The 23,791-nt window shown below is 57.4% G+C and carries 16 protein-coding genes; 10 read left to right on the top strand and 6 right to left on the bottom strand.

What is annotated here, in order from left to right; genetic code table 11:
- Positions 1-8: 8 nt before the first annotated feature.
- Together ACL2XG_RS11110 and ACL2XG_RS11105 are read right to left on the bottom strand one after the other, a co-directional pair.
- Positions 9-1,355, bottom strand: a complete 1,347-nt coding sequence (locus ACL2XG_RS11110) for an enolase C-terminal domain-like protein (RefSeq protein ID WP_413722162.1) — start codon at positions 1,353-1,355, stop codon at positions 9-11.
- A 41-nt stretch (positions 1,356-1,396) separates the two neighbouring features.
- The gene (locus ACL2XG_RS11105; RefSeq protein WP_410016366.1) at positions 1,397-2,734 is read right to left on the bottom strand and encodes an MFS transporter; all 1,338 of its coding nucleotides are present in this window, start codon (positions 2,732-2,734) and stop codon (positions 1,397-1,399) included.
- Between the two features lie 558 nt (positions 2,735-3,292).
- Here ACL2XG_RS11105 and gudD point away from each other — a divergent pair.
- Positions 3,293-4,618, top strand: coding sequence for a glucarate dehydratase (gene gudD / locus ACL2XG_RS11100; protein WP_413722163.1), 1,326 nt, complete (start codon positions 3,293-3,295; stop codon positions 4,616-4,618).
- 156 nt (positions 4,619-4,774) lie between these two features.
- On the opposite strand, the gene garD is transcribed toward gudD, so the two are convergent.
- A complete protein-coding gene (garD, locus tag ACL2XG_RS11095; protein WP_410016364.1) occupies positions 4,775-6,349 on the bottom strand; it encodes a galactarate dehydratase in 1,575 nt (524 codons plus the stop codon).
- Between the two features lie 487 nt (positions 6,350-6,836).
- Here garD and ACL2XG_RS11090 point away from each other — a divergent pair, with 487 nt between their 5' ends.
- The 4 genes from ACL2XG_RS11090 (at position 6,837) to ACL2XG_RS11075 (ending at position 11,174) form a co-directional block, all read left to right on the top strand.
- On the top strand, positions 6,837-8,168 hold the full coding sequence (locus ACL2XG_RS11090; protein ID WP_410016363.1) for an MFS transporter: 1,332 nt from the start codon (positions 6,837-6,839) through the stop codon (positions 8,166-8,168).
- A gap of 60 nt (positions 8,169-8,228) precedes the next feature.
- Positions 8,229-8,999 (top strand): 2-dehydro-3-deoxyglucarate aldolase, encoded by a 771-nt coding sequence (garL, locus tag ACL2XG_RS11085; RefSeq protein WP_410016362.1) that lies wholly within the window; start codon positions 8,229-8,231, stop codon positions 8,997-8,999.
- 55 nt (positions 9,000-9,054) lie between these two features.
- A complete protein-coding gene (garR, locus tag ACL2XG_RS11080) occupies positions 9,055-9,948 on the top strand; it encodes a 2-hydroxy-3-oxopropionate reductase (protein ID WP_410016615.1) in 894 nt (297 codons plus the stop codon).
- An 83-nt stretch (positions 9,949-10,031) separates the two neighbouring features.
- A complete protein-coding gene (locus ACL2XG_RS11075) occupies positions 10,032-11,174 on the top strand; it encodes a glycerate kinase (protein ID WP_410016361.1) in 1,143 nt (380 codons plus the stop codon).
- 90 nt (positions 11,175-11,264) lie between these two features.
- Here ACL2XG_RS11075 and barA read toward each other — a convergent pair whose 3' ends face one another.
- The gene (gene barA, locus ACL2XG_RS11070) at positions 11,265-14,012 is read right to left on the bottom strand and encodes a two-component sensor histidine kinase BarA (protein WP_413722164.1); all 2,748 of its coding nucleotides are present in this window, start codon (positions 14,010-14,012) and stop codon (positions 11,265-11,267) included.
- Between the two features lie 59 nt (positions 14,013-14,071).
- On the opposite strand from barA, the gene rlmD reads away from it, so the two are divergent.
- From rlmD to eno, 5 genes are all read left to right on the top strand, one after another.
- Entirely contained in the window at positions 14,072-15,406 is a 1,335-nt protein-coding gene (gene rlmD / locus ACL2XG_RS11065) for a 23S rRNA (uracil(1939)-C(5))-methyltransferase RlmD (RefSeq protein WP_413722165.1), read from the top strand.
- A 9-nt stretch (positions 15,407-15,415) separates the two neighbouring features.
- Positions 15,416-17,650 (top strand): GTP diphosphokinase, encoded by a 2,235-nt coding sequence (relA, locus tag ACL2XG_RS11060; protein ID WP_410016358.1) that lies wholly within the window; start codon positions 15,416-15,418, stop codon positions 17,648-17,650.
- A 1-nt stretch (position 17,651) separates the two neighbouring features.
- Positions 17,652-18,470 carry a nucleoside triphosphate pyrophosphohydrolase gene (mazG, locus tag ACL2XG_RS11055; protein WP_413722166.1) on the top strand — a complete coding sequence of 273 codons (819 nt, stop codon included), beginning with the start codon at positions 17,652-17,654 and terminating at the stop codon, positions 18,468-18,470.
- A 221-nt stretch (positions 18,471-18,691) separates the two neighbouring features.
- Positions 18,692-20,329 (top strand): glutamine hydrolyzing CTP synthase, encoded by a 1,638-nt coding sequence (pyrG, locus tag ACL2XG_RS11050; RefSeq protein WP_410016356.1) that lies wholly within the window; start codon positions 18,692-18,694, stop codon positions 20,327-20,329.
- Between the two features lie 85 nt (positions 20,330-20,414).
- Positions 20,415-21,716 (top strand): phosphopyruvate hydratase, encoded by a 1,302-nt coding sequence (gene eno, locus ACL2XG_RS11045; protein WP_410016355.1) that lies wholly within the window; start codon positions 20,415-20,417, stop codon positions 21,714-21,716.
- A 132-nt stretch (positions 21,717-21,848) separates the two neighbouring features.
- Here the strand turns inward: eno and ACL2XG_RS11040 are convergent, their stop codons facing one another.
- Together ACL2XG_RS11040 and ACL2XG_RS11035 are read right to left on the bottom strand one after the other, a co-directional pair.
- Positions 21,849-22,643: a lytic polysaccharide monooxygenase gene (locus tag ACL2XG_RS11040; RefSeq protein ID WP_410016354.1), complete on the bottom strand. Its 795-nt coding sequence runs from the start codon at positions 22,641-22,643 to the stop codon at positions 21,849-21,851.
- Positions 22,644-22,833: 190 nt separating this feature from the next.
- Positions 22,834-23,649: a lytic polysaccharide monooxygenase gene (locus tag ACL2XG_RS11035; RefSeq protein WP_410016353.1), complete on the bottom strand. Its 816-nt coding sequence runs from the start codon at positions 23,647-23,649 to the stop codon at positions 22,834-22,836.
- Between the last annotated feature and the right edge of the window lie 142 nt (positions 23,650-23,791).

The following is a 23,791-nucleotide window of genomic DNA, read 5'->3' as shown; positions in this document are numbered from 1 at the left end:
TGGATGGGTTAACGCAGCATCGCCGGCCGTTTCCGGTCAAAGGTCCAGCCGGGAATCAGATACTGCATCGCCTGCGCGTCATTGCGCGCGCCGGACGGCATGCGCTTGTAAAGCTCATGCTGCCGTTCGATTTGCGCCATATCGATTTCCACGCCGAGCCCCGGTTTACCGTTGAGTGTGATCGCGCCGTCGACGATTTGCAGCGGTTCTTTGGTCAGATGCTCGCCTTCCTGCCAAATCCAGTGGGTATCCAGCGCGGTGGGCTTGCCCGGCGCGGCCGCGCCGACATGGATAAACATCGCCAGCGAAATATCAAAATGGTTATTGGAATGACAGCCCCAGGTCAGGCCCCATTCATCGCACAGCTGCGCCACGCGTATCGCGCCCTGCAGGGTCCAGAAATGCGGGTCGGCCAGCGGAATATCAATGGCGTTAAGCTGTACCGCGTGGTTTAGCTCGCGCCAGTTGGTGGCAATCATATTGGTCGCCACCGGCAGCCCGGTGGCCCGTTTGAATTCCGCCATCACCTCGCGCCCGGAAAAGCCCTGCTCGGCGCCGCAGGGGTCCTCGGCATAGGCCAGCACGCCGCGCATATCCTGGCACAAATCGATGGCTTCCCTAAGCGACCAGGCGCCGTTGGGGTCGATGGTAATACGCGCGTCCGGAAACCGCCTGGCCAGCGCCGTCACGGTCTCTATTTCGCTGGCGCCGGCCAGCACGCCGCCCTTGAGTTTGAAATCCTTGAAGCCATAACGATCCTGCGCGGCTTCCGCCTGGCGCACCAGGGCGTCGGTGGTCATGGCCGTCTCGCGGCGCAGCCGGTACCAGTCATGGGACGGCCGGCTGGGCCCGGCCTGATAGGGCAGGTCGGTCAGGCTCCTGTCGCCGACATAAAACAAATAGCCCAGCACAGGCACGCTGTCGCGCTGCTTACCAGGACCGAGCAGCTCCGCCACCGGCACGCCGAGATGTTGGCCCATCAGATCCAGCAGCGCGGCCTCGAGAGCGGCCACCGCGTTTACCCGCAGTTCAAAGGTCCAGGCGCCCTGGGCGAAAGAATCAAAATCGTTGCTGACATGCCCCTGGTGCACGTCGTGCACGATGCGGTTAAGCGTCGCCAGCGGCTGGCCCACCACCCGTTGCCGGGCGGCCTGCAGCGTGTTTAAAATCACCTCGCCGCCCGGGGCCTCGCCGACGCCGGTATGCCCGGCATTGTCGGTAAGGATGACAATATTGCGGGTAAAATAGGCGCCGTGGGCGCCGCCGATATTCATCAGCATGCTGTCATGGCCCGCGACCGGGATAACCTGCATGGCGGTCACCGTCGGCGCACCGTTAAAATCGCTGTGATCCATTCCCTACTCCTGCGGTTGCAAACTGCTATGTCAAAAAAACCTTACGCCGTCAGCGGCTTAAGCACCAGGCGTTGAATCTTGCCCACGATAAACAGATAACTCAAAATCACCACCAGGCCGTTGGCGGCGACATAAATCAGGGCGCCGTCAAAGGATCCGGTTTTATTCAGGATATAACCGATGACAATCGGCGTGGTGATGGCGCCGATTTGCGTCACCAGGTTCAGTACGCCGCCGCTCAGGCCGACGATTTCTTTCGGCGCGGTGTCCGCGTTGACCGTCCAGCCCAGCGCGCCGATGCCTTTGCCGAAGAACGCCAGCGACATGGCCGCCACCACCACCACGTCGGAAGTGGTGTAGTTGCAAATCACCATACTGGTGCACATCAGCATGCCGATAATGATCGGCGTCTTGCGCGCCACCGACAGCGAAAATCCTTTGTTAAGCAGATAATCGGAGAAAATACCGCCGAGCACGCCGCCGATACAGCCGCAGATCGCCGGCAGCGCGGCGACAAAACCGGCCTGCAGGATGGACATGCCGCGTCCCTTCACCAGATAGATGGGGAACCAGGACAAGAAGAACCAGGTGATGGCGTTAACGCAATAGTTGGCCAGGTAAATACCCAGCAGCATCCGGCTGGAAAGCAGCTGCTTGATATACCCCATCTGCGGTCCGGCCTCGGTTTTCTGGTGGGCCGCCGCGTTATCCATATCCACCAGGCCGCCGCCGGCGCGGATATACTCCAGCTCCTGCTTGCTGACCTTCGGGTGGTCGAGCGGGCTGTACATGGTCTTGAACCAGACCAGGGACAGCACCACGCCCACCACGCCCATGACGATAAATACGTATTCCCAGCTTACTTCCTGGGTAATCCATCCCAACAGCGGATTGAAGATCACCAGCGCGGCATACTGGGAAATATTAAATATCGCCGAGGCGGTGCCGCGTTCCCTGACCGGGAACCAGGCGGAGACGATGCGGCTGTTGGCCGGCATCACCGGCGCCTCGGCGAACCCGACCATAAAGCGCAGGATAAACAGCATCATCGCCGCGGAGGCGAAGAAGTGCACAAACCCCTGCATAAAGGTAAATATCGACCAGATCAGAATGGCGGCGCCATAGATGATTTTTGAACCAAACCGATCCAGCAGCCAGCCGCCCGGCAGCTGCGCCAGGGTATAAGCCCAGCCGAACGCCGAGAAGATATAGCCCATTTGCAGCGGGTCGAGCCCCAGGTCGGCGGCGACGTGTGGACCGGCAATGGACAGGGTGGAACGGTCGGCGTAATTAACCGTACTGATGATAAACAGGATTGCCAGGATCCAAAACCTGGAGCGGGTTTTGTGGGTGGCGACGGAAATTGAGTTTTCGGCCATGATTCCTCTTCCCGGTAGGGGAATGTGATCGGGATATCGGGTACGTGGGTAGGGCGTCCCGCGTTGCTTTATAGCTATTATCGTCTTATGGTAGCGCTGACATTTTTGTGGCCGATGACTTCCGGCACGGGTAAGCAAGAGCTGAGTATAAGGGGAAGGGGTTGGCTGTACATTGTGCTGATGACTGAATGAAAAGTGGCAAAACAAGGGGTTTTAAGGCGAACGAACAGGGCGGTGTGACCTGGGTCGAAGATCCAGGGAAACTTGTGATCGGTATAACATATCATTGCAATCGACTGTCGGTCCTTTTTTAAAATGGTGTTTCATTTCAAGAAGTTATTATTTTTGCCGTTTCAGGATCGGGGTCACATAAAATAATCCCGATTAGTGAGATGGCTCACGGCAGGTCATTAAAACGGCAATTTCAGTCCAGATTCTTCGTCAAGGCTTATGCATCTGCATAATGTCAGGGGCTTGCCATGACGTTATAGTCATGCCAGCGTTTCCGTTTGCGACGGTTCTCCGTCTCCGTATTGTGCCCTTTGCCAAGGAAAAAATATGACTCCTGTTATCACCACGATGCAAGTCATCCCGGTTGCCGGCCATGACAGCATGTTGCTTAACCTCAGCGGCGCCCATGGCCCGTTTTTCACCCGCAATATCGTTATTCTTACCGACAACGCCGGGCATACCGGCGTGGGTGAAATCCCAGGCGGAGAAAAAATACGCCAGACCCTGGAGGACGCCGCCGCGCTGGTGGTCGGCCAGCCCCTGGGCGAATATAAAAATGTCATGAGCGCCGTGCGCCGGCAATACGCCGATCGGGATGTCGCCGGCCGGGGCCAGCAGACGTTCGATTTGCGCATTACCATTCATGTCGTCACCGGCATCGAGGCGGCGATGCTTGACCTGCTGGGCCAGTTCCTGGAAGTGCCGGTGGCGGCGCTGCTGGGCGAGGGGCAACAGCGCGACGAGGTGGAAATGCTCGGCTACCTGTTTTATATCGGCGATCGCCTGCGTACCGATTTACCTTACCGCAGCCAGGCGGATGAGACCTGCGATTGGTATCGGCTGCGGCATGAACAGGCGCTGACGCCGGAGGCGGTGGTGCGCCTGGCCGAATCCGCCTATGAAAAATACGGTTTTAATGATTTCAAGCTCAAGGGCGGGGTGCTGGCCGGGCAGGAGGAAGCCGCGGCGGTTACCGCCCTTGCGGCGCGTTTTCCCCAGGCGCGCATCACCCTGGACCCCAACGGCGCCTGGTCGCTCGCCGAAGCTATCGCCCTGGGCAAACAGCTGCGCGGGGTGCTGGCCTATGCCGAGGATCCCTGCGGCGCCGAGCAGGGCTTTTCCGGCCGCGAGGTGATGGCGGAGTTCAAGCGCGCCACCGGCCTGCCCACCGCCACCAATATGATCGCCACCGACTGGCGGCAAATGGGGCATACCCTGGCGCTGCAATCGGTGGACATTCCCTTAGCCGATCCGCACTTCTGGACAATGCAGGGGTCGGTACGGGTGGCGCAGCTGTGCCACGAATGGGGCCTGACCTGGGGCTCGCATTCCAACAATCATTTCGATATTTCGCTGGCGATGTTCACCCACGTGGCGGCCGCCGCGCCGGGAAACATCACCGCCATCGATACCCACTGGATCTGGCAGGAAGGGGACCAGCGCCTGACCAGGGAGCCGCTGCAAATCGTCGGCGGTAAAGTCAAGGTGCCGGAAAAACCGGGGCTCGGTATTGAACTGGATAGGGATCAACTGATGAAGGGCAATGCGCTCTATCAGCAACATGGCCTTGGCGCGCGTGACGACGGCATCGCCATGCAATACCTGATCCCCAATTGGCGCTTCGATAATAAACGTCCGGCGCTGGTGCGCTAGCGCTGGGCGGCGCCCCGGTCCGCCTTGGGCGTGGGCGCCGTGGCGACAGCCGCAGGCTAATCCTGGGGTAAAAAAAAAGGCCGGGAGCGATTCCCGGCCAACCTATCAAAGTTCATTCACACATAGCAAAGGGTGGTTCAGTGGTGGTAAGGGTAATCAGGTCACCGGCGCCGGGTTGAATACCGACAGGGCGTTATGAATGCCCCATTGATCGGACCAGGTTTTTTTGCGGCCGCTGGCGATATCCAGGATCAGTTCAAACAATTGCCAGCCCACGTCTTCAATGGTTGCCCTGCCGGTGGCGATGGAACCGGCGCTGATATCCATCAAATCAAACCAGCGGTCGGCCAGCGCGTCGCGCGTCGCCATCTTGATCACCGGCACGGCCACCAAACCATAGGGTGTGCCGCGCCCGGTGGTAAATACCTGTATGGTGATGCCGGAGGCAAGCTGCTGGGTACCGCAAATAAAATCACTGGCGGGGGTGGCGGCGAAAATCAGCCCCTTTTTCGTCGGACGCTGGCCGGGGGAGAGCACCTCCACAATGGCGCTGGTGCCTGATTTGGCGATGGAACCGAGCGATTTCTCAACAATATTGGCCAAACCGCCTTTTTTATTGCCCGGGGTGGTATTGGCGCTGCGATCGCTTTTACCATCGTCAAGGTAATTATCATACCAGGCCATTTCCTCCAGCAACCGGCGTCCCACCTGTTCGTCAGCCGCCCGCGGCGTCAGCAGGTGGATGGCGTCGCGCACTTCGGTCACTTCCGAAAACATCACCGTCGCGCCGCAGCGCACCAGCAGATCGGAGGCAAAGCCCACCGCCGGATTGGCGGTTACGCCGGAGAACGCATCGCTGCCGCCGCACTGCGTGCCCACCACCAGATCGGATACCGGGCAGGTTTGACGCTGGCGGGTGTTCAGACGCTGCAGATGATCTTCCGCTACCTGCAGAATATCATCCACCATGGACTTGAAGCCCACGTGTTTTTCGTCCTGGAGACGGGTGATGCTCACCCCCGGGCGTTCCACCGCGATGGGAATTTGATCCTCGGTACCGGCCAGCAGGCGTTCGGGCGGCAATTTTTCGCAGCCCAGGCCGATCACCATGATTTCGCCGCCGAAATTCGGGTTGAGGGAGATATTATGGATGGTGCGAATCGGCACCACCGCGGCGGGCGCATTAATGGCCACGCCGCAGCCGTACAGATGGCTTAGCCCGACCACGCCGTCGACGTTGGGGTATTTTGGCAACAGATCGCGTTCAATCAGTTTCACCACGTATTCAACCACGCCGGCCACGCATTGTACGCTGGTGGTAATGCCCAGCAGGTTTTTAGTGCCGACGCTGCCGTCGGCATTCCGGTATCCTTCGAAGGTATAGCCCTCCAGCGGCGGCAACGTCGGCGGGACCTTGGTGGCCAGCGGCAGGGTTTCCAGCGCCGGGGCCTTGGGCATCTCGACCAGCGATTCATCAATCCAGCTGCCCTGTTTGATTTCACGCAAGGCATAGCCAATCACTTCGCCATAACGGACGATATCGCCGCCGATAGCGATATCGCGCAGGGCGACTTTATGCCCTTGCGGAACATGCTCGATTAATTTCAAGCCGTCCGCGAATTGAGTGCCGGCCGGCAAACCATTATTGTTCACGATAATCGCGACGTTATCGTCGACGTGAACTTTGATATACAATGCCTTTTCCGCATTGGTCATTATTGTTGATGACATAAACGTCTCCGCAAATACTAATCTGTTGTTATAACCCGAACCAGCGTTCAGCCAGGATAACAATACGGGTGATGAGGATATTATATGCGGAATAGGGGCACTTCTCATTGTGCAAATGCACGATTTTATAGCGGCTATACCCGGGATTTATTTGTCATATGTTCAGTATAATGTGATAAAGGTCACCCTTCATTCGCGGCAGAATCCACGCCAAAAAATAACGTGACGACCGTCGTGCTTTCACGTGCTCATGTCCAAAAAATCGGTTATTTTAGGCTTAATTGTTGTGCTTATGCACAGTGCCATTTTTCACGATGGTTTTTATACTATGCAGGTCAGTTAAATAAGACACCAACCGGCCTACCGGTGAAATAAAAAGACTCTTACGAGAAAATATTAACTCACGATAAAAAAGCGCAACGCAAAAAATAGTGTGGTAATGATTTTTTGTGTTCCCGAAGTTTATCGCCTGATTAGAGCGTATTCAATGAGCACGACACCTCTGGTTTCAAGTAGAACAAAAACACATGTTCGTTATGTGATTTTATTAATTATCTTCCTGGTCACCGCGGTTAACTACGCCGATCGGGCAACCCTGTCCATTGCCGGTTCCGATGTCGCCAAGACGCTGGGGCTGGACGCCGGGCAAATGGGGCAGATATTCGCCGCGTTTGGCTGGGCTTACCTTATTATGCAAATTCCCGGCGGCTGGCTGCTGGACCGTTTCGGGTCCAAACGCGTTTATACCTACAGCCTGTTTTTCTGGTCGCTGTTTACGCTGCTGCAGGGATTCGTCGGCTTTTTCCCGGTGGCTTACGCGGCGATGACGCTGTTTATCCTGCGCTTTATGCTGGGTTTCTCCGAGGCGCCGTCTTTCCCGGCCAATGCGCGCATCGTCGCCGCCTGGTTCCCCACCATTGAACGCGGCACCGCGTCGGCGATTTTTAACTCGGCGCAGTATTTCGCCCTGGCGATATTTTCTCCCATCCTGGGCTGGCTGACCTATGCCTGGGGATGGGAACATGTCTTCACCGTCATGGGCGTGCTGGGTTTCATCATGACGATGGTGTGGATCAAATATATTCAAAACCCGAATAAACACCCCCGCGTTTCGCAGCAGGAGCTGGATTACATCGCCGCCGGCGGCGCCATGGTCGATATGGACACGCCGAGAGACGGTAAAAAAGACGGCCCGCGCTGGGATTATGTCAAACAGATGCTGACCAACCGCATGATGCTCGGCGTATTTTTCGGCCAGTATTTCATCAACAGTATTACTTGGTTCTTCCTGACCTGGTTCCCGATTTACCTGGTGCAGGATAAGGGCATGTCCATCCTGAAAGTGGGCCTGATTGCCTCGATCCCGGCGTTGTTCGGTTTTGCCGGCGGCGTCCTGGGCGGCGTGGTTTCCGATATTCTGATCAAGCGCGGCCACTCGCTGACCGTGGCACGTAAGATACCGATCGTCGTGGGCATGCTGCTGGCCACCAGCATTATCCTGTGCAACTACACCAACAATACGGTCATCGTGGTGGCGCTGATGGCGCTGGCGTTCTTCGGCAAAGGCTTCGGCGCCCTGGGCTGGCCGGTGATTTCCGATACCGCGCCGAAAGAAGTGATCGGCCTGTGCGGCGGCATATTCAATGTGTTCGGCAACGTGGCTTCCATCGTTACGCCGCTGGCTATCGGTTATATGGTCAAGGAATTGCATTCATTCAACGCCGCGCTGATCTTTGTCGGCTGTTCCGCCCTGGCGGCCATGCTGTGCTACCTGGTGGTGGTCGGCGAAATCAAGCGACTGGTGCTGGTTAAATCCTGATATCGCGGGCCCGGCGTTTTGGGGCCCGCTACTTTCTGTTTCATTGCATAGAGGTAAATTATGAACACTCCACTACTGCCTAACCGTTTTCGCCAGGGGTTACTTCAGGGGGAAACCCAGATTGGGTGCTGGTGCGCGCTGGCAAATCCCATTACCACGGAAGTGTTGGGCCTGGCGGGATTCGACTGGCTGGTACTGGACGGTGAGCACGCACCTAATGACGTCGGCACGTTTGTTCCGCAGTTGATGGCGCTTAAGGGCAGCCACAGCGCGCCGGTGGTGCGTCCGCCAACCAATGAGCCGGTGATTATCAAACGCCTGCTGGATATTGGTTTTTATAATTTCCTGATCCCGTTTGTCGAAACCGAAGAGCAGGCCCTGCGCGCGGTATCCTCCACCCGGTATCCACCCGCCGGCATCCGCGGCGTGTCGGTTTCCCATCGTTCCAATATGTTTGGCACCGTGCCGGACTATAACGCCACCATCAATGACAATATCACCGTGCTGGTGCAGATCGAAAGCCAGGAAGGCGTGGACAATATCGACGCCATCGCCGCTGTGGACGGCGTCGACGGTATCTTTGTCGGCCCGGGCGATTTGTCCGCGGCGCTGGGTTACCTGGGACAGCCGGGCCATGAAGCGGTGCAAAGCGTCATCCGCCATATTTTTGCCCGCGCCAAGGCCCATGGCAAGCCGAGCGGCATCCTGGCGCCGGTGGAAGCCGACGCCCGCCGTTATCTGGAGTGGGGCGCCACCTTCGTTGCGGTCGGCAGCGATCTCGGCGTATTCCGCGGCGGCACCCAGGCGCTGGCCGACAAATTTAAAAAATAACTGACATGGCGCGTCTGACGCGCCCTACACTTTTTATAGCAAGCGTTAAGAGGTAATAGTAATGAAAATTGGATTTATTGGCTTGGGCATCATGGGAAAACCAATGAGCAAAAACCTGCTGAAAGCGGGTTACTCATTAGTGGTACTGGATCGCAATACCGAAGCGGTAGCGGAAGTGGTTGCGGCCGGAGCCACCTCAGCCGACACGGCGAAGGCCGTGGCCGAACAAACCGATATCATTATCACCATGCTGCCGAACTCTCCGCATGTTAAAGAAGTGGTGCTGGGTGAAAACGGCGTGGTAGAAGGCGCCAAAGCCGGTACCCTGGTCATTGATATGAGCTCCATCGCGCCGTTGGCCAGCCGCGAAATCGCCGCCGCCCTGGCGGAAAAAGGCATCGACATGCTTGATGCCCCGGTCAGCGGCGGCGAGCCCAAAGCCATCGAAGGCACCCTGTCCGTGATGGTCGGCGGTGATAAGGCTTTATTCGACAAGAGCTTTGAACTGCTGAAGGCCATGGCGGCTTCCGTGGTGCATACCGGTGATATCGGCGCCGGTAACGTCACTAAACTGGCCAACCAGGTGATCGTGGCGCTGAATATCGCCGCCATGTCGGAAGCGCTGGTGCTGGCAACCAAGGCCGGCGTCGACCCGGAAAAAGTATTCCAGGCCATTCGCGGCGGACTGGCGGGCAGCACGGTGCTGGAAGCCAAGGCGCCGATGGTATTGGATCGCAACTTCAAGCCGGGTTTCCGCATTGACTTGCATATCAAGGATCTGGCCAATGCCCTGGATACGTCGCATGGCGTCGGCGCGCAACTGCCGTTAACCGCGGTGGTAATGGAAATGATGCAGGCCCTGAAGCAAGACGATTTGGGCAATGCGGATCACAGCGCCCTGGCTTGTTATTATGAAAAATTGGCCAAGATTGAAGTTAAGCGGCAATAAATTGGTCGGGCGCCGGACCGGCGCCCTGCGAGGCGGCAAAATAGCTATTTTGCCGGCTTCAGCTCAACAGGCGCAGGTAGTCTATGAAGATAGTAATCGCACCGGATTCTTACAAAGAAAGTTTGTCTGCCTTGGAGGTCGCAACGCAGATCGAACAGGGATTTCGTGACGTGTTTCCCGATGCCCATTACGTCAAATTGCCGGTGGCGGATGGCGGTGAGGGCACCGTGGAGGCCATGGTGGCGGCCACCGGGGGAGAAATCGTCAAGGTCAGGGTCACCGGCCCCCTTGGCGACCAGGTGGACGGCTTTTTCGGCCTGTCCGGCGATAAACAAACCGCGTTTATCGAAATGGCCGCCGCCAGCGGGCTGGAATTGGTGCGCGCCTGCGACCGCAATCCGCTGTTAACCACCTCTTTCGGCACCGGCGAGCTGATCCGCTGCGCACTGGATCACGGCGTTAAACATTGCATTATCGGCATCGGCGGCAGCGCCACCAACGACGGCGGCGCCGGCATGGTGCAGGCGCTGGGCGGCGGGCTGCTCGACGCGCAGGGTCAACAGATCGGTTACGGCGGCGGCGAGCTGGATAAGCTGGCGCGTATCGATATTACCCATCTGGATCCGCGCATCAGGGAATGCCGTTTCGAGGTGGCCTGCGACGTCACCAATCCCCTGACCGGCGATGAGGGCGCCACGGCGATATTCGGCCCGCAGAAAGGCGCGACGCCTGCCATGATCCGGCAACTTGACGCCTCGCTTGGGCATTATGCCGCCATTATCAAACGCGATTTGGATAAAGATGTCGAACATATCCCCGGCGCGGGCGCGGCCGGCGGCATGGGCGCCGGTTTACAGGCGTTTTGCGGCGCGGAGCTGCGCAAAGGTATCGAAATCGTTACCGAGGCGCTGGGACTGGATGCCCTGGTCAGGGACGCTACCCTGGTGATCACCGGGGAAGGGCGCATCGACAGCCAGACCATCCACGGTAAAGTGCCGATTGGGGTGGCGCTGGTCGCCAAACGCTATAACAAGCCGGTGATCGGCATCGCCGGCAGCCTGACCGCCGACGTGGGGGTGGTGCATCAGCACGGCCTGGACGCGGTGTTCAGCGTGTTATATGAAATCTGCACGCTGGAGGACGCGCTGGAAAACGCCGCCGCCAATGTGCGCATGACCGCGCGCAATATCGCGGCTACCATCAAGCTGGCCCGCGAGATGGCCTGATTTACAAGACGCCGGCTAAACGCCGGGGTAAAGGGTGGCGCAGCTTCACGGCGGCCACTCTTTTTTTTTGCGCGGCCTGGCCGGCGACGCCTAAGCCGTAAGAAAAGGCGCGGACGCCAGGGTGACATTTTCAATTTCATCCAGCATTTCCAGCCACTCCGGCTCTAGCGCCGCCAGCGGCGCGCCCGCGCGCAGTTGGCGTTCGATATCGGCGCAGAGCCGCCTGAGCCTGGGCACGCCGCTGTAGCTGCAACTGCCGTGCAGTTTGTGCACCAGCTCACCGATATGCGGGTCCTCGACGCCGTTTACCACGGCGGTCACCCGTTGTTTTACCTCGATTAAAAAGCTGACCAGCATCCCCAGCAGGTCTTGGGCCAAATCCGGTTTGTCGGCGGCCTGGCGCAGCGCCAACTGCCAATCCAGGGTGGCGTCCTGATTGTCCTGCTCCGCGGTCGCGTCCGCCGTCTGCGCGTGCGGCGAGCGGCGTACCTCTTCGGCGCCATAACGCGCCAGCAGCCGCTGCAATATGTTTTCGTCGATGGGTTTGGCCAGGTAATCATCCATGCCGGCCTCAAGCAGTTTTTCCCGCTCATTGCCCAGCGTATGGGCGGTAACCGCCACGATGGGCGTTTGCGCGTGGCGCGGCAACTGCCGCATCAGCTCGGCCGCGCGCAGGCCGTCAATTTCCGGCATCTGGATATCCATCAGGATCAGATCCAGCGGATGCCCGTCGGCGTAGGCCAGCGCTTCGCGGGCGTTTTGGCATAAAATGGTGTGTTCCACCTGCTCTTGCAGCAGCGCGCCGATAAGCTTCAGGTTGGCCGGATTGTCATCCACCGCCATGACGGTCAGCGGCAGGCGCGCGGCGCGGGGCGGCGTGACTTGGCTTACCACGGGCCGCGGCCGCGCGCGCAGCAAGGGTAAAAACCGGTTGGCGGAGACCGGCTTCGCCAGGCAGGCACAGGCGCCCATGCGTTTGATCTGCTCAGCCTCCACCATGGCGGGGCTGGGCAAGGCCAGGATCACGCAGCCGGCAATCCCGGCGGCTTCAGTCAGCTCGCGCTTGATATCGATTAACGAGAGGCGCTGCGTCACCGGTTTGCCGATAAGCAAAATATCATAGTGCCCCGCCGGCAGTTGCGTAAGCGTCGGACTGAAACTGACCGTCAGCGGCGTGGCGCGCAGCATATCCAGCGTCGCCTGGGCGGCGGCGGGGTTGGCTTCGACAAACGCCAGGCTTTTATCGCGCAGATGGGCATAATCCGGCGCGCCGTCGGCCCCGCTCAACTGCAGGGGGATATGAAACCAAAAGGACGAGCCGCGGTCGACCTGGCTGTGGAAATTGATATCGCCGCCCATTTCCTTGATCAGTTTCTGGGTAATCACCAGCCCCAGGCCGGTGCCGCCGTGGCGGCGGGTAATGCTGGCGTCCGCCTGGCGAAACGCCTGGAACAGCTGCGACTGCTGACGTTCGGCGATGCCGATCCCGGTATCGTGGATCTGCACCTCCAGCTCCATTTGATGGTTCCCGGTGCCGTGTTTTTCGATGCGGATATCGATATTGCCCTGTTCGGTAAACTTGATGGCGTTGCCCAACAGGTTGGTAATGACCTGCTGCAGGCGCAGGGGATCGCCCACCACGCCGTCCGGCACATCCTGCTGCACGTTCAGAGTAATCTCCAGTCCCTTCTCATGGGCGGTCTGCGCCAGCAGGACAATCACCTCATCCAGGGTGGCGCGCAGCGCGAACGGAATGGCCTCCAGCAGCAGCTTGCCGGCTTCCAGTTTGGAAAAATCCAGCACATCGTTAATAATGCTAAGCAGGTTATTGCCCGAACGTTCTATGGTCTGCAGGTAATCCCGCTGCGTCGGCGACAGCGGCGTTTTTAACGTCTGCCGGGTAAAACCGATGACGCCGTTAAGCGGGGTGCGCAGTTCGTGGGACATATTGGCCAGGAATTCCGATTTGATGCGCACCGCCTCCTGGGCGCGTTTTTTAGCCAGATCCAGCTCGACGTTCTGGATCTCCATCTGCTCCAGGGTTTCGCGCAGGTCCGAGGTGGCCTGATCGATATTCTGCTGCATTTCCTCATGATATGCCGTCAGCGACATGGCCATTGAGTTGATGCCGTTTTTCAGCATATCCAGCTCACCGAGCATATACCCCTCCACCCGGCTGTCGAGCTGGCCGCGCCGGATGCGATCGACCGTGCTGACCATATTGCGGATGGGGCCGGTAACATCGCGCATCAGGCGATAGGCGAACAGCATGGCGATACACAGGCACAGCAGCAGCAGCAGCGTCGAGACAAAGGCTTCTTTATATTGCTGCAACCGTACCGAATCCAGGTCCAGCTCAATGGTAATATAGCCCAGCGGCGCGATGCGGGCGTCGGCCTGGTTTGCCGGGTCGGGCAAATCATCCTCCGACCAGATGGGCGCGCGCATGATAAGCGTACCGCCCAGGCGCGCCAGGGTCAGTTCGCCGGGCGGCGGACTGCCCGGCGGCAACTGCTGTTGGTTGATATTCTGGTGGTAGTTGGAGGTGGCGAAAAGTTTATTATTGGCATCGAACACGCTTATCGAGCGTACAATATCGGAGTGATGGCGATGCAGCAGGTTGACGAGATGGCGCACCGAGTCGCGGTCATGAAGGGTCATGCCGTAGACGGTTGATACCGCCAGCGGTTCGATAATGCTCGTGCCGGCAGCCACCAACTGATTCTGCAATTCGTTATAACGATGAACGACAAAAAATGCGCTTAGCAGCAAACCGATCAATAACGTCGGCGCCAGAATCAGTATCATCATCCGCGCGCGCAAGCTGTATTTGGTCATAGCGTTCCAATATGGGAGAATGATAACCCGGCTATTCAGGAAACCTGTAACAAGCAATTATGGCGCAATTCTACTCTGCAAACCGTCGCGTGGCGACACAGCAAACCCTGACCGTGACCTGTCACGATCTGGATGGTTTCGGCCAGGGCGTGGCGCGCCTCCAGGGGAAAACGATTTTTATCCCCGGTCTGTTGCCGGGTGAGCAGGCCGAGGTGCGCATCACCGAGGACAAACGCCAGTTTAGCCGGGGCCGGGTGACCAAAAGGTTAAACGACAGCCCGGAGCGGGTCGCGCCGCGCTGCCCGCATTTCGGCGTTTGCGGCGGATGCCAGCAGCAGCACATCAGCCAGGCGTTGCAACAGCAAAGCAAGGCCGCCACGCTGCGCACGCTGCTGACGCGGGAAATCGGCGCGATTCCGGGCGCTATCATTCGCGTGGGCGCGGACGCCTACGGCTACCGGCGGCGCGCGCGCCTGGGGCTGGAATACCGCCAAAAGTCCCGCTCCCTGGCCATGGGCTATCGCCAGGCGAAGTCCAGCGATGTGGTGGATATTACCCATTGCCCCATCCTGATCCCGGGCCTGGAGCAACTGCTGGCGCCGTTGAAAGCGGCGCTGGCGCAGCTAAAGGCGGCCAGGCGCCTGGGGCATGTGGAACTGGTGATGGCGGACAACGGGCCGCTGGTGGTGTTGCGCCATCTTGATGTGCTTGACGACGGCGACCGGCGGCGGCTGCTGGAGTTCGCCGCGCGCCATCAGGTGATGATGTGGCTGGCAGCGGACAGCGAGTCGCTGGAATGCCTGCATGGCGAGCCGCCGATATACCACATTGACGATTTGCGTCTACAGTTCAGCCCAAGGGATTTCATTCAGGTCAACGCCGAGGTTAACCGCCGCATGGTGGCGCTGGCGCTGGAATGGCTGGCGCCCGGGGCGGATGAGCGGGTGCTGGATTTGTTCTGCGGCATGGGTAACTTTACCCTGCCGCTGGCCAAACGCTGCGCCGAGGTTATCGGCGTGGAAGGGGTTGCGGCGCTAGTGGCGAATGGGCAATATAATGCACAACAGAATTTATTGAATAACGTCACCTTCTTTCATGACAATCTGGAAGAGGACGTGACCACACGGCCCTGGGCCAACCGGGGATTTGATAAAATATTGCTCGACCCGGCACGTGCCGGCGCCCTGGGCGTCATGTCCCATATTGCCGCCTGGGCGCCCCGGCGTATCGTCTATGTGTCTTGTAACCCCACAACACTTGCGCGGGATAGCACTGTGTTGATGGCGTCGGGGTATGTCCCGGCGCGCGTGGCTATGCTGGATATGTTTCCGCATAGCGGACATCTTGAATCGATGACGTTGTTTGTAAAAGATGCCGGCGTCTGTGCAAAGTAGGGAGTGGATATGGTTGCGGTAAGAAGTGCGCATTTGAATACAGCGGGCGAGTTTGTCCCCGAAGACTGGGTTGCCAGTCTGGGTCTTTCCAACCCGCAGTCAAGTGAGCGGCTGGCCGAAACCTGGCGTTATTGCGAGCAGCAATGTAAAGAGCACCCCGAGGCGGCGCTGATCCTCTGGCGCGGCATCGAGATGGTGGAGATCCTGTCCATGCTCAGCATGGACAGCGACAGCCTGTGCGCGGCGCTGCTGTTCCCCCTTGCCGACAGCGAGGTGGTCGAAGAATCGGTGCTCGAGACGCAGTTCGGCAAGAAAATCGTCGATCTGGTGCACGGCGTGCGCGATATGGACGCCATCCGCCAGTTAAAAGCCACCACTAACGACTCCATGGCGCCGGAGCAGGTGGATAACGTCCGGCGCATGCTGCTGGCCATCGTCGAAGATTTCCGCTGCGTGGTCATCAAGCTTGCCGAGCGTATCGCCCATTTGCGCGAACTGAAGGACGCCCCTGAGGACGAGCGGGTGCTGGCGGCGAAAGAAAGTTCCAATATCTACGCGCCGCTGGCAAACCGGCTGGGGATCGGCCAGCTCAAGTGGGAACTGGAGGATTTCTGCTTCCGTTACCTGCATCCGGACGAGTACAAGCGCATTGCGCAGCTGCTGCATGAGCGGCGCATCGATCGTGAGCAGTATATCGATGATTTTGTCGCCTCGCTGCGCGATGCGATGAAAGAGGAAGGGCTGAAAGCGGATATCTACGGGCGGCCCAAGCATATCTACAGCATCTGGCGCAAAATGCAGAAAAAATCGCTGGAGTTCGACGAGCTGTTTGACGTGCGCGCCGTGCGGGTGGTGGTGGAGCGGCTGCAGGATTGTTATGCCGCGCTCGGCATCGTCCATACGCATTTTCGCCATTTGCCCGATGAGTTCGACGATTACGTCGCCAACCCCAAACCCAACGGCTACCAGTCCATTCACACCGTGGTGCTGGGGCCGCGCGGCAAAACGCTGGAAATCCAGATCCGTACCCGCCAGATGCATGAGGACGCCGAACTGGGCGTGGCGGCGCACTGGAAGTACAAGGAAGGCGCCACCGCCACCGGCGGCGTGCGCTCCGGTTACGAAGAACGCATCGCCTGGCTGCGCAAGCTGCTGGCCTGGCAGGAAGAAATGGCGGATTCGGGGGAAATCCTCGACGAAGTGCGCAGCCAGGTGTTCGACGATCGGGTCTATGTCTTTACCCCGAAAGGCGACGTGATCGATTTGCCCGCCGGCTCCACGCCGCTGGATTTCGCCTACCATATCCACAGCGATGTCGGACACCGCTGCATCGGCGCCAAGATAAGCGGGCGCATCGTGCCCTTTACCTACCAGCTGCGCATGGGCGACCAGGTGGAGATCATCACCCAGAAGCAGCCGAACCCCAGCCGCGACTGGCTGAATCCCAACCTGGGATATGTCACCACCAGCCGCGGGCGCTCGAAGATCCATAACTGGTTCCGTAAACAGGACCGGGACAAGAATATCCTGGCCGGCCGCCAGCTGCTGGACGATGAGCTGGAGCATTTGGGCCTGAGCATCAAGGAAGCCGAAAAGCTGCTGCTGCCGCGCTATAACGTCAATACCCTCGACGAGCTGCTGGCGTCCATCGGCGGCGGCGACGTGCGCATCAACCAGATGATTAACTTCCTGCAGGGCAAGCTGAACAAGCCCAGCCCGGAAGAGCAGGATCGCGCGGCGCTCAAGCAACTGACGCAAAAGCCGTCCGCGGTGCCGCGCTCGAAGGATAACGGCCGGGTGGTGGTGGAAGGGGTCGGCAACCTGATGCACCATATCGCCCGCTGCTGCCAGCCGATCCCCGGCGATGAGATTACCGGTTTCATTACCCGCGGCCGCGGCATCTCCATTCACCGCGCGGACTGCGAGCAATTGGCGGATTTACAGGCCAACGCCCCCGAACGCATTGTCGACGCCGTCTGGGGCGAGAGTTATTCCAGCGGCTACTCGCTGGTGGTGCGGGTGGTGGCCAACGATCGCAGCGGCCTGCTGCGCGATATCACCACTATCCTGGCCAATGAAAAGGTCAACGTGCTGGGCGTGGCCAGCCGCAGCGACATCAAACAGCAGCTGGCGACCATCGATATGGATATTGAAATCTATAACCTGCAGGTACTTGGCCGGGTATTGTCCAAACTTAATCAACTGCCGGACGTGATCGACGCGCGCCGGCTGCACGGAGAATAATATGACCGCGAACGCCATCGATGCCTCGGCCGCCGCCCAGGCCAGGCTGCTGGCCATCATGACCCGCCTGCGCGACCCGCGCACGGGCTGTCCGTGGGACAAGCGCCAGACGTTCGATACCATCGCCCCCTACACCCTGGAGGAGACCTACGAGGTGCTGGACGCCATTGCCCGGCGCGATTATGACGATTTGCGCGACGAATTGGGCGATTTGCTGTTCCAGGTGGTGTTTTACGCTGAAATGGCGCGCGAGCAGGGACTGTTCGATTTTGCCGGCGTGTGCGACGCCATCAGCGATAAACTCGAGCGCCGCCATCCGCATATTTTTGCCCGGCAGCCCGGCGAGGACGGCGCGGCGCCTCCCGGCCAGTGGGAACAGCTCAAGGCGCGGGAACGGGCGGAAAAAGAACGCCTGTCGCCGCTCGACGATATTCCCGACGCTCTGCCGGCGTTGATGAAGGCGCAGAAAATCCAGCAGCGCTGCGCCACTGTGGGTTTTGACTGGACCACGCTCGGCCCGGTGGTGGACAAGGTCTACGAAGAAATCAACGAGGTGATGCACGAAGCCCGCCAGGCGGTGGTGGATGAAGATAAGCTTGAGGAAGAACTGGGCGATCTGCTGTTCGCCACCGTCAACCTGACCCGCCATTTGGGCAAGAAAGCGGAAACCGCTTTGCAAAAAGCCAACCGTAAATTCGAGCGCCGGTTTCGCCAGGTGGAAGAGATTATCCAGGCCCAGGGGCAAACCCTGCCCCAGGCCAGTCTCGAGCAGATGGAAGCCGCCTGGCGGCAAATAAAAAAACGGGAAATCGCCGGGTAAACTCATCATTGCCGCTATGTTAACGATAACGCCGTTTTCGTAGCTAATATACTATAAAATAAGGTATTTATGGCAAGCGGTCATCGACTGGGCCCGCTGATGCGGCCGTTATGCCACCTGCGCGATTTGCAAAACGAACATTTGTGGCCGATTCGCGCTTCAGGTATACTGTTTTCCCGTCTTGGTTATTCCGTCTTTACACCTAAATTCTCAGGTTCAGCATGACAACAAATTATATTTTTGTAACCGGCGGGGTCGTTTCCTCATTGGGTAAAGGCATTGCCGCGGCCTCCCTGGCGGCTATTCTCGAAGCCCGGGGACTCAACGTTACCATCATGAAGCTGGACCCCTACATCAATGTGGATCCGGGCACCATGAGCCCTATCCAGCACGGCGAAGTGTTTGTCACCGAGGACGGAGCGGAAACCGATCTGGATCTGGGTCACTACGAGCGCTTTATCCGTACCAAAATGTCGCGTCGTAATAATTTCACCACCGGCCGCATTTACTCCGACGTGCTGCGCAAAGAGCGCCGTGGCGATTATCTCGGCGCCACCATCCAGGTCATTCCGCATATCACCAACAACATCAAGGAACGCATCCTTGAAGGCGGCGAAGGCCACGACGTGGTGCTGGTGGAAATCGGCGGCACCGTGGGCGATATCGAATCCCTGCCGTTCCTCGAGGCCATCCGCCAGATGGCGGTGGACGTGGGCCGCGAACACACCATCTACATGCACCTCACCCTGGTGCCCTATATGGCCGCGTCGGGCGAGGTGAAAACCAAGCCGACCCAGCATTCGGTCAAGGAACTGCTTTCCATCGGCATCCAGCCGGACGTGCTGATTTGCCGTTCCGATCGCTCGGTACCCAATAACGAGCGGGCTAAAATCGCTTTATTCTGCAATGTGCCGGAAAAAGCGGTAATTTCCCTGAAAGATGTTGATTCCATTTATAAAATCCCGGCCCTCTTGAAATCCCAAGGCCTGGACGATTATATTTGTAAACGATTCAGCCTGAACTGTCCCGAGGCTAACCTGTCTGAATGGGAACAGGTGGTGTACGAGGAAGCCAACCCGGGCGGCGAAGTCACCATCGGCATGGTCGGTAAATATGTCGAACTGCCGGACGCGTATAAATCGGTTATCGAGGCGCTGAAGCACGCCGGGCTGAAAAACCGCCTGACGGTGAATATCAAGCTTATCGATTCGCAGGATGTGGAAACCCGCGGCGTGGAGATCCTGAAAAACCTCGATGCCATCCTGATTCCCGGCGGTTTCGGTTATCGCGGCGTCGAAGGCAAGATCCTGACCGCGCAGTACGCGCGTGAAAAGAAAATTCCCTACCTCGGCATCTGCCTGGGGTTGCAGGTGGCGTTAATCGAATTTGCCCGGCACGTGGCGGGCATGGAAAACGCAAACTCCACCGAATTTGTGCCAGACTGTAAGTACCCGGTGGTCGCGTTGATTACCGAGTGGCGCGACGAAAACGGCGTCGTGGAAACGCGCACCGAGCAAAGCGATCTGGGCGGCACCATGCGCCTGGGCAGCCAGGCTTGCCAGTTAACCGACGGCAGCCTGGTGCGCAGCATGTACGGCGAGCAGACCATCGTCGAGCGTCACCGCCACCGCTATGAAGTCAACAATATGCTGTTAAAGCCGATCGAAGCCGCCGGCCTGCGCGTTGCGGGGCTGTCGGGGGATAACCGCCTGGTGGAGATTATTGAATACCCGGATCATCCGTGGTTCGTGGCGTGCCAGTTCCATCCCGAGTTTACCTCGACGCCCCGTGACGGCCATCCGTTGTTCACCGGCTTCGTCAAGGCGGCCGGCGAGTACCAGAAGCGTCAGCTGAAATAAATTTGAACAGGCGGGCGGCCCGCGGTCGGGTATCGCGGGCGGGTCGTCAGGAATTTTGTTTTAACTTGTACTGAGGAAATACTAAATGTCCAAAATTGTTAAAGTCATCGGCCGTGAAATCATCGATTCACGCGGCAATCCGACTGTAGAAGCAGAAGTGCATCTGGAAGGTGGTTTTGTAGGTTTGGCCGCTGCGCCGTCAGGTGCTTCCACTGGTTCGCGCGAAGCGCTTGAACTGCGTGACGGCGACAAATCGCGTTTTCTGGGTAAAGGCGTGACCAAGGCGGTTGCCGCGGTTAACGGTCCCATCGCTGAAGCGGTGCTGGGCAAAGACGCGAAAGACCAGGCCAATATCGACAAGATCATGATCGATCTGGACGGCACGGAAAACAAATCCAAATTTGGCGCCAACGCCATCCTGGCCGTTTCCCTGGCCGCGGCCAAGGCCGCCGCCGCGTCCAAAGGCATGCCTTTGTACGAACACATCGCTGAACTGAACGGCACCGCCGGCAAGTTCTCCATGCCGTTGCCGATGATGAACATCATCAACGGCGGCGAACATGCCGACAACAACGTCGACATCCAGGAATTCATGATCCAGCCGGTTGGCGCTAAAACCGTCAAGGAAGCGATTCGCATGGGTTCTGAAGTGTTCCATAACCTGGCGAAAGTGCTGAAGGCCAAGGGCCTGAATACCGCCGTTGGCGACGAAGGCGGCTACGCGCCGAACCTGGAATCCAACTCCGCCGCCCTGGCCGCCATCAAGGAAGCCGTGGAAAAAGCCGGTTATGTGCTGGGTAAAGATATCACCCTGGCCATGGACTGCGCCGCGTCTGAATTCTACAGCAAGGAAACCGGTAAATACGAACTGAAAGGCGAAGGCAAATCCTTCACCTCCGAAGAGTTCACCCACTACCTGGAAGGCCTGACCAAGACCTACCCGATCGTCTCCATCGAAGATGGCCTGGACGAATCGGATTGGGACGGCTTTGCCTACCAGACCAAAGTGCTGGGCGACAAAATCCAGCTGGTCGGTGATGACCTGTTCGTGACCAATACCAAGATCCTGAAAGAAGGTATCGATAAAGGCATCGCCAACTCCATCCTGATCAAATTCAACCAGATCGGTTCGTTGACCGAAACCCTGGCGGCGATCAAAATGGCGAAAGATGCCGGTTACACCACCATCATCTCTCACCGTTCCGGCGAAACCGAAGACGCCACCATTGCCGATCTGGCCGTGGGCACCGCCGCGGGTCAAATCAAGACCGGTTCCATGAGCCGTTCCGACCGCGTTGCCAAGTACAACCAGCTGATTCGCATCGAAGAAGCCCTGGGCGCACGCGCACCGTTCAACGGTCTGAAAGAAGTGAAAGGCCAGGCATAATTGCCCATTCCCGACTCAGTGCGTCGTTTGCCGGCATGCTGACAGGAAATGCGGATGATGTTTTTATCACTTTTCGCATCTTCAAAAGCCCCATCGTAAAGATGGGGCTTTTTCTTGTCGTTTAATAGGGATTCAGCCGAAATCCACATCTAGCGCCTGATAGACGGCATAGTATGTGTCAGTAGTTAGCCATAATAAAAGAATGACATGGTAACCGCTTTTATTCCATGGCAGTGGAATAAGCATGTTATCTCTTGGTTTTAATGCCGCCGCGTGCTGCCAGTAGGGGGTTTGCGGGTTCAGCATTTCCCAGAACGGCACCGGTTCAAACTGGTCGCGAGAATAAGGCCATCGTTGCGACCAATCATCCTTGGTGATAAACGCCCGATAGCCCCTGGTGGCGCGCAGGACGTAATATAACCATTCTACATATAATTCCTGACCGCGGTTTACCCTGATCCTGGGCCAGGTAAAGGGAATGCCTAAATAGAAAGTCATATCCTGGTCGTCCAAAGACACCAGGCCCCGCCTATCCTGGTGACCACCGCTAAGGATGTAAAAGTCAGAGGGTGGCGTTGAGCTTTCTACATCATCCTGAAATGGTTGGCGAACAGGCCCCGGGAACCGGTCGGGAAAATTTTTTCCCCCGGTTATGGCTTCGGCAAACCAGACTTCAAGATATCCCTGATTGGCAAGAAACTGGGCACGTGAGGGTGGGACCGTCAAGCGGCCAAGGCGGGCCCCATAATCAACGTTTGATTCGCCGGAACATAGCGGGCACTCGGCGCGCTGGATTTTATCTCGCTGACAATGGGCATAGGGTGGGTTAAAGAGACGATGGCCATTACCGATATGATTCACCCTATAAAAACATTTAATATTTGAATTTTTTTTAGGTGGGTCAACTGTTTTTGCTTTATGGTACATAAGCGTCTCCAGATTTACTCGCAACGGAAAATCTTATTATTAGTGTAAGCGTCAGCGAAATGAATGATCTTTACATTAAGTTGAAAAATCTGATAGCACAAATTTCTATAGTTATCTGTATAATTAATTTACTTTTATATGTATGATTTAACCCGGTAATTGTTTTTAAATTGCAGGGCTTATTTCCATGTTAATATACAGTGTTTGAATCAATATCAATATCGAAAGCCTGATAAACGGCATCTTCAAAATCAGCTATAAGCCATAATAAGACGATGACATGATGCCCTCTTTTATTGAAGGGAATGGGAATTGAATGATGCGTTCTTGGTTGTAACTGCGCCGGGAACTGCCAAAAGGGGAACTCTTGGTTAATATTCTCCCAAAACGGACGCAGCTCCAACTGAGCTCGCGTAATACGGGCATTGGGATTCCAGTCGTCGCGGGTAATAAACGCCCGATAGCCTCTGGTGAGCCGTCGCCTATCGTAAAGCCATTCTATGTTTAATATCTGACCGGCGCTCAACCGTATCCTGGGCCATTGACGAATAGCGAACAAGGTGAAGATGGCGATTTGATTATCGGTAAAATTAACTGCACTAATCTCCCCACTTTGGCCGCCACTGAGAATAAAGCCATCCTCGGGCGGAGTTGCACTCCAGACATCATCCTGGAAAGGCCAAAAAACAGCTCCGCCATTGAGATCTGGGAAATTTTTTCCGCCGGTTGCTGTATTGACTTGCAGGGGGCTAAGCCTGCCTAAATCGACCAGGGTTTGCGCACGCGAAGCCGGAGTAACGATAGGCAAGGGTGGCACTGGCGTATCGTCGACGGTCGAGTTTATACAACAGCCTCTGTTGTTATAGCGAATATTATTGGACTGATCCCAATAAGGTGATAAAGAATAACCATCGCGCCAGTTACAACTGTTGCGATAGTCCCTTGAGTAATTGTCGTTAGGATTAACTTTCGATAAATGATCTTTAAGGGTATAATTTTTATTCATGATTTACTCCTGATAAAGCGGAACCGGTATAAATATATGTTGTTTTGATATTTAAGAATTTTGCTGCCAGTTTAAATATCATCGAATAGGCAGTGAACAAAATCTTTTAAAAATATGGGATATAACAGGGTCAATGAGCAAA

This window comes from Sodalis sp. RH24, from assembly GCF_047324145.1.
Lineage (GTDB): Bacteria > Pseudomonadota > Gammaproteobacteria > Enterobacterales > Enterobacteriaceae > Acerihabitans.
The sequence above is the reverse complement of the archived record's forward strand: the minus strand, read 5'-3'. Positions and strand labels throughout refer to the sequence as shown.